General features: G+C 35.7%; 9 protein-coding genes. 1 reads left to right on the top strand and 8 read right to left on the bottom strand.

What is annotated here, in order from left to right:
- Positions 1-363: 363 nt before the first annotated feature.
- From B0A58_RS09720 to aat, 7 genes are all read right to left on the bottom strand, one after another.
- A complete protein-coding gene (locus B0A58_RS09720; RefSeq protein WP_044032365.1) occupies positions 364-579 on the bottom strand; it encodes a hypothetical protein in 216 nt (71 codons plus the stop codon).
- A 13-nt stretch (positions 580-592) separates the two neighbouring features.
- The gene (locus B0A58_RS09715; RefSeq protein WP_089080898.1) at positions 593-1,588 is read right to left on the bottom strand and encodes an NAD(P)H-dependent glycerol-3-phosphate dehydrogenase; all 996 of its coding nucleotides are present in this window, start codon (positions 1,586-1,588) and stop codon (positions 593-595) included.
- 145 nt (positions 1,589-1,733) lie between these two features.
- On the bottom strand, positions 1,734-3,422 hold the full coding sequence (gene recJ, locus B0A58_RS09710) for a single-stranded-DNA-specific exonuclease RecJ (protein ID WP_089080897.1): 1,689 nt from the start codon (positions 3,420-3,422) through the stop codon (positions 1,734-1,736).
- 40 nt (positions 3,423-3,462) lie between these two features.
- Entirely contained in the window at positions 3,463-3,810 is a 348-nt protein-coding gene (locus tag B0A58_RS09705) for a HopJ type III effector protein (protein WP_089080896.1), read from the bottom strand.
- A gap of 29 nt (positions 3,811-3,839) precedes the next feature.
- Complete coding sequence (gene rsmI, locus B0A58_RS09700) at positions 3,840-4,517, bottom strand: 16S rRNA (cytidine(1402)-2'-O)-methyltransferase (RefSeq protein ID WP_014085394.1); 678 nt, start codon at positions 4,515-4,517, stop codon at positions 3,840-3,842.
- 29 nt (positions 4,518-4,546) lie between these two features.
- On the bottom strand, positions 4,547-5,908 hold the full coding sequence (radA, locus tag B0A58_RS09695; protein ID WP_014085393.1) for a DNA repair protein RadA: 1,362 nt from the start codon (positions 5,906-5,908) through the stop codon (positions 4,547-4,549).
- A gap of 310 nt (positions 5,909-6,218) precedes the next feature.
- Positions 6,219-6,869, bottom strand: a complete 651-nt coding sequence (aat, locus tag B0A58_RS09690) for a leucyl/phenylalanyl-tRNA--protein transferase (RefSeq protein WP_014085392.1) — start codon at positions 6,867-6,869, stop codon at positions 6,219-6,221.
- A 115-nt stretch (positions 6,870-6,984) separates the two neighbouring features.
- Here aat and B0A58_RS09685 point away from each other — a divergent pair, with 115 nt between their 5' ends.
- Entirely contained in the window at positions 6,985-7,644 is a 660-nt protein-coding gene (locus B0A58_RS09685; RefSeq protein WP_014085391.1) for a hypothetical protein, read from the top strand.
- Between the two features lie 231 nt (positions 7,645-7,875).
- On the opposite strand, the gene B0A58_RS09680 is transcribed toward B0A58_RS09685, so the two are convergent.
- Positions 7,876-9,435 (bottom strand): AAA family ATPase, encoded by a 1,560-nt coding sequence (locus tag B0A58_RS09680; protein ID WP_243389479.1) that lies wholly within the window; start codon positions 9,433-9,435, stop codon positions 7,876-7,878.
- Positions 9,436-9,466 lie beyond the last annotated feature (31 nt).

The following is a 9,466-nucleotide window of genomic DNA, read 5'->3' as shown; positions in this document are numbered from 1 at the left end:
TCATTCTTGATTGTAATATTCATTGATTGAAAACTTTTAATTGATTTCAAAAGTAAACAATAAAATGGAAATGCAAATAAAATTAGAAGTAAAATGAATTATACTTTTGATGTTTTTAATTCATATTAACAAAAATTCAAAAAAAGTTAGTTGATCCATTTTATGACTGTCCATAACGCATACCAAATAGATAAAATATTTATACCAAATATATTTATAAAATAGTCCAAAGATGCGTAGTTATTTTTTAGAAAAAATTTTCAAAAAAAATCGTTGCATAGCTGGGCTACGGAACTATTTTTTTTGACTCATTTTAGCAAAAAAGAACCAATAGATTGGACTATTTTATAGGTATATTTGGTATTATTTGCCTTCTCTGCGTTGTTTGGCTGTCCAGCTGGAATAACCAAGCACAAATACACCAAAAACAAGATAGCCAACGGCCCTAAAATAATAGCCACCCTCTGCCAATTGCAGAGCCAACGGCTTGGTATTGGTATAATACCACGTGGAAAAAACAATCATAAAAATGCCCCAAATGCCTCCAGTTTTGACTTGGTATTTCCATCTTTCGTTCATAATAATTTGGATTTTAATCTAATTTATCTGTTAATTTTTTGAATACTTTTTTGGCTTCTTTGCCTTCATACAAAATGCAATAAACGGCATCTATTATTGGAGTAGAGGCTTTGTAGGTTTGATTGAGCTTCCAAGCACTTTTAGTAGCATAATAGCCCTCTGCCACCATACTCATTTCCATCATGGCACTTTTTACGGTATAGCCTTTGCCAATCATGTTGCCAAACATTCTATTTCGCGAAAAAACGGAATAGCCTGTTACCAATAAATCGCCCAAATAAGCTGAATTATTGATGTTTCGTTTCATTTTGTGTACTTTTTTGATGAATTTTTTCATTTCACGAATGGCATTACTCATCAAAACCGACTGAAAATTGTCGCCATAACCAAGCCCGTGAGCCATACCAGCGGCAATGGCATAAATATTTTTGAGCATGGCAGCATATTCTGTACCTACAATGTCGTCAGAAATTTTTGTTTTGATGTAATTGCTACTCAAGTATTTGGCCATTATTTTGGCCTTATTAGCATCGCCACATGCAATTGTAAGATAGGACAACCGCTCTAGTGCCACCTCTTCTGCATGACAAGGCCCTGTTATAACACCAATATTTTGATAATCAATATGATATGTTTCATGAAAGTGTTCGCCTACAATCAAACTTGTTTCGGGAACAATGCCTTTGATGGCCGAAAAAACGACTTTGTTGTCAAAACTTTCGGTCAAATGAGACAACTCTGCACTTAAAAAAGCAGACGGTATGGCAAAAATGATATAGTCTGCATAGGCAATTGCCTCGTTAATATTGGTTGTCAATCGCAGTTTTTTAGTATCAAATTCTACAGAACTCAAATAATTAGGGTTGTGGTAGTAATTGGTAAGATGTTCTATAGCCGAGGCATTACGCATATACCAAGCAATTTCGGGCAAATTTACGCACAACATCTTGGCAATTGCTGTTGCCCAGCTACCGCCTCCAATTACTGCAAATTTTGGATTCTCTGTCATCATTTATCACTTGTTTAAGAAATATTTTATTTTTTTATCAAAATGAAAATCAAACTTAGTGTTTTGTATGCTACTATCAAAATAATTAATTCATTTTCTGTTTTTTTTATTCAAAAAGCACCTTTTTTTTAATAAAACCCCTTTTCTACCTCAAATCTTTCAATCGAAGTTGTACATTGATGCTGCCATTATAGTCATTTTCATCAATATTATATACGGCTTCAAAGGGTTGTTGGTTTTGGGTTTTGTTTAATTTGTTTCCCAAATTAAAACCAATTGCTCCAAAGCTGTTGCCATAATTTTGCTTGACATAAAGTTTCAAATGTTCGTCATTTTTGCCCATGGTTTTGCCATATCCTGTGTCTTTTATGTTTTTTGAATAGAATACAGGCGACATATTTTCTGGACCAAAAGGTTCAAATTGTTTTAAAATCCTAATGAATTTGGGTGTTATTTCATCAAATTCAAGTGCTGCATCTACCAAAATTTCTGGAATTAATAGCTCGGGCAAAATGGTATCTCGAACTGTTTTTTCAAAAGCAGCTTTAAAATTTTGATAATTTTCTGGTTTCAACGTCATTCCAGCTGCATATTTGTGTCCGCCAAATTGCTCTAAATGTTCGGCACATTTTTCCAAAGCATCATACACATCAAAATCCTTGACAGACCTAGCCGAAGCGGCATATTTATTGGCGTTTTTTGTAAAAACAATAGTGGGTCTGTAATACGTTTCGGTAAGTCTCGAAGCCACAATTCCAATAACACCTTTGTGCCAATTGTCCTGAAAAACGACTGTTGTAAAACGGTTTTGTTCGTCGTTTTCTTCTATTTGCAATAAGGCTTCTTGGGTCATGATTTTGTCCAAATCTTTTCTATCGGTATTGTATTGTTCTATTTCCGATGCAAATTTTTCGGCTTCATTCAAATCAAATTCTGTAAGTAGTGCTACTGCTTCATTGCCATGTTTGATGCGGCCTGCGGCATTGATTCTGGGAGCAATGATAAATACTACATCGGTTATAGTGAGTTCTTTTTTCTTAATATTTTGAATCATTGCCAAAATACCAGCCCTTGGCTGACTGTTGATGACTTCTAATCCAAATTTTGCCAAAATTCTATTTTCGCCCGTCATAGGCACAATGTCTGCCGCAATTGCAGTGGCTACTAAATCCAGATAAGGCACCAAATCTTCTATGGTTTGTTGCCTGTTTTGTGCCAATGCCTGTATCAGTTTGAACCCAATACCGCAGCCACACAACTCGTCATAAGGATACCTACAATCCGATCTTTTGGGGTCCAATACGGCAACTGCTTTGGGCAATTCGTCGCCAGGCCGGTGGTGGTCGCAAATGATAAAATCTATATTTTTTTCAGTTGCATAAGCCACATGATTCACGGATTTTATCCCGCAATCTAGTGCAATGATCAGCGAAAAACCATTATCGTCTGCAAAATCGATGCCTTGAAACGAAACACCGTAGCCTTCGGTATATCGGTCTGGAATATACGTTGCTACGTTTGGATAGTAACTTCTCAAGTAGCTCGACACCAAGGATACTGCCGTTGTACCATCTACATCATAATCGCCAAAAACCAATATATTTTCTTGATTTTCAATAGCTTTTTCTATTCGGGCTACCGCCAAATGCATATCGGTCATTAAATATGGATTGTGCAAGTCTGAAAGTTGAGGTCTGAAAAACTGACGGGCTTGTTCAAATGTGCTAACGCCCCGTTGTAATAACAGGGTTGCAATAATTGGACTCACTTGCAATTGCGAAACCAATACTGCAATACTTGCTTCCGAAGGTTTGGGTTTGATTGTCCAACGCATAACTTATGGGAATTTGCCCCTACAAAAAGGGTGCTGTTGATTAGGGTTTTAATGTTAATGCAATGCCTTCAAAAGCAATACCTTTCCAGCCGGTTTGCATAAAATTTCTAATATTTTGGTGGTTGTTCCCCGTAGGATTATTCAATACGTCGTCAAAGTAATAAGCACCAAAACAGGCCAATGTTTCGGATTCATTCAATTGCTGAATTTTTGCAAAGGCAAACAATTGGCACGATCCAGAGTTTTCGCCTGCGGCATTGTGCTGTTGGCCATTGACAAAAGCAGTTGGTGAAAAGTTGTAATATTTTTCAATAATTGCAATAGTATCTGCAAAAGTAACTGATGTGGGGTTGTGTTTTATTTTTTCTAAAAATGCTATTAGTGTCATGTTATTTTGAATTGAAAAAGGTTTAGGAATTATTTATTGGATTTACCTGCAACTACTGCTACAATTTCACCTTTTGGTGCTTTGTTTTCAAAATGTTGCCACACTTCTTGGGCGGTACCTCTAATGGTTTCTTCGTGAAGTTTGGATATTTCTCGAGATACCGTTAGGGGTCTGTCTGGACCAAAATAAGTAATAAATTCCAGCAAAGTTTTTACCAGCTTGTGGGGCGATACATAAAAAATCATGGTTCTGGATTCGTCTGCCAAGGCTAAAAAACGGGTTTGTCTTCCTTTTTTTTCGGGCAAAAATCCTTCAAAAACAAATTTATCATTAGGCAACCCACTATTGACTAATGCTGGCACAAAAGCCGTAGCACCTGGCAAACATTCTACGGGTATTTGATGAGCAATGCAGGCCCGAGTGAGTAAAAATCCGGGGTCGGATATGGCGGGTGTTCCCGCATCGGAAATCAAAGCTATATTTTCTCCTGCTTGCAATCGGGCTATAATATTTTCAACGGTTTTGTGTTCGTTGTGCATGTGGTGGCTGTGCATGTGGGTTGCAATGTCAAAATGTTTCAACAATTTGCCACTGGTGCGGGTGTCTTCGGCCAAAATCAAATCAACTTCTTTCAAAACTTTGATGGCTCTAAAAGTCATGTCGTCTAAATTGCCAATGGGGGTGGGTACTATATATAATTTTGACATTTATTGTGAATTAAAATTTTTGAAACGGGTTATCCAAAGAGTTCGCTGGCAATATCCTCAATTTTGGCTACCAATCTGATGCTGATGGCCGTATTTTTGAGAGCTATTTTATTGTATTTTGAAACAAAAATGGTCGAAAAACCTAACTTTTCTGCTTCTTGAATGCGTTGATCTACACGATTTACGGGTCTTATTTCGCCAGAAAGCCCCACTTCGCCCGCAAAACAAAAATCTTTCCCAACGGGAATATCCTCGTTAGACGATAAAATGGCGGCTACAACAGACAAGTCTAATGCGGGGTCGTCTATAGAAATGCCTCCTGTTACATTCAAAAAAACATCTTTTGCTCCGAGTCTAAATCCTGCTCTTTTTTCTAAAACGGCCAATATCATGTTGAGTCTTTTGGCATTGTATCCCGTTGTACTTCGCTGTGGGGTTCCATAGACGGCGGTGCTTACGAGTGCCTGAATTTCTATCATCAAAGGTCTCATTCCTTCTAGTGTAGAGGCAATTGCGGTTCCAGAGAGTTCTTCGTTTTTGTGAGATATTAAGATCTCCGAGGGGTTGGTTACCTCTCGCAATCCGCTGCCCATCATTTCATAAATGCCCAACTCGGCCGTAGAGCCAAACCTGTTTTTGAGCGATCGCAATATCCGATACACATGGTTTCTGTCGCCTTCAAATTGCAAAACAGTATCTACCATGTGTTCTAAAATTTTGGGCCCAGCAATACTACCGTCTTTGGTAATATGGCCAATTAAAATTACAGGAACATTGGTTTCTTTGGCAAATTTTATGAGCTCTGCCGTACATTCTCTGATTTGAGAAATGCTGCCTGGCGACGATTCAATATATTCGGTATGAAGGGTTTGAATAGAATCGATAATGACAATTTCTGGGGCTATATTTTCAATTTGTTTAAAAATATTTTGGGTTTTGGTTTCCGTTAGTATAAAACAATTTTCGCCCGAATGGGTTATGCGTTCGGCCCTCATTTTGATTTGTTTTTGGCTTTCTTCTCCAGAAACATACAGTGTTTTGTAAGGCAATTTTAGCGAAATTTGCAATAAAAGGGTGCTTTTTCCAATGCCTGGTTCGCCGCCTAACAAAATTAAAGAGCCAGGTACTATGCCTCCGCCCAAAACCCTATTGAGTTCCTCGTCGGTGGTGTTCATACGAACTTCTTGTGTAGCATCTATTTCGTTGATTCGTAGTGGTTTAGATGCTTTTACTATTTCGGGCGAGGCCATTTTCCAGGCTACTTTGGTTTCTTTTTGAATGATTTCTTCAACAATGGTATTCCATTCTTTGCAGGCATTACATTGTCCTTGCCATTTTGAATACTGATTTCCACAGGATTGACAATAAAAAGCAGTTTTGATTTTGGCCATAAGTTTGATGTTTAGGCAAAGATAACAAAGTATAAAAGAAGAATCAAATATTGTGGTTATTTCTTGTTTTTGGTTGGATGTTATTATTTACCAGAGTTTGCGTTAAGGATAGTAGTGGAAATCCTTTTAGAAGCCCCCCAGCCTCCAAAAGGCGTGTGTTATTTTGCACGAATATAGTTTCTGTATGTGATTATCAAAAAAAAATTATTTCACAATATTATAATTCTTTTGGTGTTCAATGAACGTTGTTTGAAACAGATAGCCCGACCCTTGTGAAAACACTCAAAAAATGTTTGTATAAATTGTTGTTTTATATAGGATTTGCTTTGTTTTCTAAAATTTTCATAAACACGTCTCTTTCGATTTCTATACAACCCAAACGAGCCAAATGATCGTTATATACTTGGGCATCTAATAACTGGTATTGATTGGCTTTTAGATGATTGACCAAAAAATCAAAAGCTATTTTACTGGCATTTGCTACCACAGAAAACATGCTTTCGCCACAAAAAATGTGGCCTAAATCAATACCATACAAGCCCCCAACAAGTTGATCATCTTGCCAGACTTCTACAGATTTGGCAAAACCTATGTCGTGTAGTTGGCAATAGGCTTTTATCATTTCATTGGAAATCCAAGTGTCCGACTGCCCATAGCGTTTGATTTGCTGGCAATGGGTCATAACGGCCTTAAAATTTTGATTGAATGTTACCCTAAATAGCTTTTTTTTCAATAGGTTTCGCATACTTTTTGAGGGTTGATAGTCGTCTAAAAAAAGTACCATTCTCGGATTAGGAGCCCACCAAATGATGGGTTCATCGTCATTAAACCAAGGAAAAATGCCACTCCGATAGGCAAGTTGCAACCGCTCTACAGACAAATCGCCACCAATGGCCAATATACCCTCTGGATTGGCCTGGTTTACATTTGGGAAATAATTAGAATCGTCTAAAAAAAACATAGCCTGTTTTGTTTGCGGCAAAGATATTGAGAATTTCATTAAAATACTAATTGTTTTATTTGTAACAAAATGTTTTTTTTTATATTTTTGCCGTGTTTTTAAAACAATTGAATTTATGAGAACTGTTTCGTCGATAGTAGAAAATTATATCAAAACCAAACCTTTTTTGTTGCAAGCCCTTTCTGAAGGGATTATCAACCTTACGTCGTTGTCTAGGAATATGATGACCGATTTGAAGCAAGAATTTTCCAGCGATGTCAAACAAGGAGCTATTGTGATGGCATTAAAACGGTTGTCGGTAGATTTGGATTTTAGGATTAATCATAGTATTCTTAAAGTTTTAAAAAACATTGGCGAAATCACGGTACGTTCGTCCTTAACGGATTATACTTTTATGGTTTCTGAAAGTATTTTAAACAAACAAGCCGATTTGATATCAGAAATCAACACCCATTCGGATTTGTTTTATACCTCTTCTCGGGGTGTAAACGAAACCAATATTGTAGTTTCTCAAAGCATCAATCATTTGGTAGATAAACATTTTGCCAATGAAAAAATGATTCAAAAACTCGAAAATTTATCCTCAATTACAGTAAAATTACCTAAAGAAAACATAGTGATACCAGGTATTTATTACTACATTTTTCAGCGATTGGCTTGGGAAGGCATTATTATCAATGAAGTTATTTCTACTTCAAATGAATTTACCATACTAGTAAATGACAAACAAGTAGATGTAGCCTTTAAGATTATTAAAGATTTGAAAAATGCCTAACGTATCAGTTTGATAGAAAACTAAAACTATAACTTTCTACCAAAAATAGGATTTCCACTACTATCCCTAACGCAAAATGTGGTAATAAATAATATTCAGCCATTCATTGCTCGGCTTGCGGTTGCAAGGAAAGGCTAGTTGTAGTATGATTGCCTTTATTTTATAGAGATATTTAGTTTTATGCTTTTATAAAGCAAGCTATTTTGTGTTTTTTTATTTTATCTTGGGCTTTTATGTCCTAAATCCTATTCTTGGGATGTCTTTATTATTCTTGTTTTCACCCTCCATTTTTGCCTTTATCTCAATATAACTGTTTAATTCCGTAATCGAAATGGAAGGTTTATTTGTGTTTATTGTAGCAAATAGAATTTCATTTGAAATCCTAGAATTAGCTTGTAAAGCCTTTCTTGAAGCTTCGTCAGAAAGAAATTTAATGTCGCTCGAAACGTAGTTTGCTGTTAATCTAGATAGTTCATCATAATTTAAACCAATTTCTGTTGGACGTTGCTTTAAGTACAATTCAAACATCAATTTACGTGCTTCAAAGTCGGGCGGTGGCAAATAAATATGTTTGTCTAATCTTCCTGAACGTAATATTGCGGGGTCAATTGCATTTGGTCTGTTGGTTGCACCAACTATAAAAATACCGTCATCGCCACAATTATTCATTTGTGCCAAAAATTCATTAACGGCACTTATATTCATGTGATTTACTGATGAATTATCTCGATTTGGAACTAAGGCATCTAATTCGTCAATAAAAATGATACTTGGGGCGTTTTGTCTTGCTTCATCAAAAAGATTTTTGATGTTTTCTTGAGATGCATTAACAAATTTACTTTGAATGTCTGAAGGCTTTATTTGGTAAAAGTTAAACCCAATTTCTTCTGCCATTTTCTCTGCAAAAAATGTTTTTCCGCAACCTGGTGGCCCATATAAGAGCATGCCATTAGGAATTGTTAAACCATATTCTGCATACTTTTCTTTTTCGTTTAAAGCATCAATAACATCTAACTGAATGGTGTTTTTCAACTCTTGCATTCCAGCAATGGCTGAAAATCCTTTTCCTTTTTTGTTTTCTTTTGGTTGAATTTTGCTCACTTTTTCTTCAGGAATTGAAAGTTCAACTTCTAATGCTCCATTCAAAGTTTGGATAAATTCTTTTACTGATTTAAAACGATTTTCTGCTTTTGGTTGTAATGCTTTGCGGATTATATTTTGTGTTTGCTCGTCTATTTTTTCTGAAAACTTTAAAGGCTTTTTTCTTTCATCTAAAATGACATCTTCTAATTGTATTTTATCGGATTTGTATTTGGAAATTTCAATAAAATGGGGTGGTAAACCTGTCAGTAAATGATAATACAAAGCACCAACAGAAAAAATATCACTTTGGAATGAAAAAACTTTATTAAAAGTTTCATTAGCCGTATAGAATAAATTCAAACCCTCTTTTAAAAAATCTTTGTTGGTTTGACTTAAAAATCGAGCATAACCGAAATCAATTATTTTCGGAATGGTAATCTTACCAGACAAATCTAACATTACATTTTGAATAGTAATATCATTATGAATTATTTGTTTACTGTGAAGGTAATTTAAACCATTTAAAACACTCAAAAGGATATTTTTTGCTTCATACAAATTCAACGTGTTTTCTCGTTTCATTTTGTCTGCTAAAGTTTCGCCACTTATAAAATCCAAAACTACATAAGCCCATTTTTGATTGTCAATTACAAGTGTTCCACTATCTGTGAAATGAACCAAATTTGGATGCTTGATTTGTTTTAGCATTCAATGTCGTTTAGTTAACCCAACTTGCCGA

The organism is Flavobacterium branchiophilum NBRC 15030 = ATCC 35035 (assembly GCF_002217205.1).
GTDB classification, from domain to species: Bacteria; Bacteroidota; Bacteroidia; order Flavobacteriales; family Flavobacteriaceae; genus Flavobacterium; species Flavobacterium branchiophilum.
Note: the sequence above shows the minus strand (reverse complement) of the source record. Positions and strands in the feature narration are given on the sequence as shown.

Coding starts and splice junctions, on each gene's coding strand:
- B0A58_RS09685 (WP_014085391.1), top strand. CDS start 6,985: ATGAGAACTGTTTCGTCGATAGTAGAAAATTATATCAAAACCAAACCT.
- radA (WP_014085393.1), bottom strand. CDS start 5,908: ATGGCCAAAATCAAAACTGCTTTTTATTGTCAATCCTGTGGAAATCAG.
- recJ (WP_089080897.1), bottom strand. CDS start 3,422: ATGCGTTGGACAATCAAACCCAAACCTTCGGAAGCAAGTATTGCAGTA.
- B0A58_RS09680 (WP_243389479.1), bottom strand. CDS start 9,435: ATGCTAAAACAAATCAAGCATCCAAATTTGGTTCATTTCACAGATAGT.
- B0A58_RS09705 (WP_089080896.1), bottom strand. CDS start 3,810: ATGACACTAATAGCATTTTTAGAAAAAATAAAACACAACCCCACATCA.
- B0A58_RS09720 (WP_044032365.1), bottom strand. CDS start 579: ATGAACGAAAGATGGAAATACCAAGTCAAAACTGGAGGCATTTGGGGC.
- rsmI (WP_014085394.1), bottom strand. CDS start 4,517: ATGTCAAAATTATATATAGTACCCACCCCCATTGGCAATTTAGACGAC.
- B0A58_RS09715 (WP_089080898.1), bottom strand. CDS start 1,588: ATGACAGAGAATCCAAAATTTGCAGTAATTGGAGGCGGTAGCTGGGCA.
- aat (WP_014085392.1), bottom strand. CDS start 6,869: ATGTTTTTTTTAGACGATTCTAATTATTTCCCAAATGTAAACCAGGCC.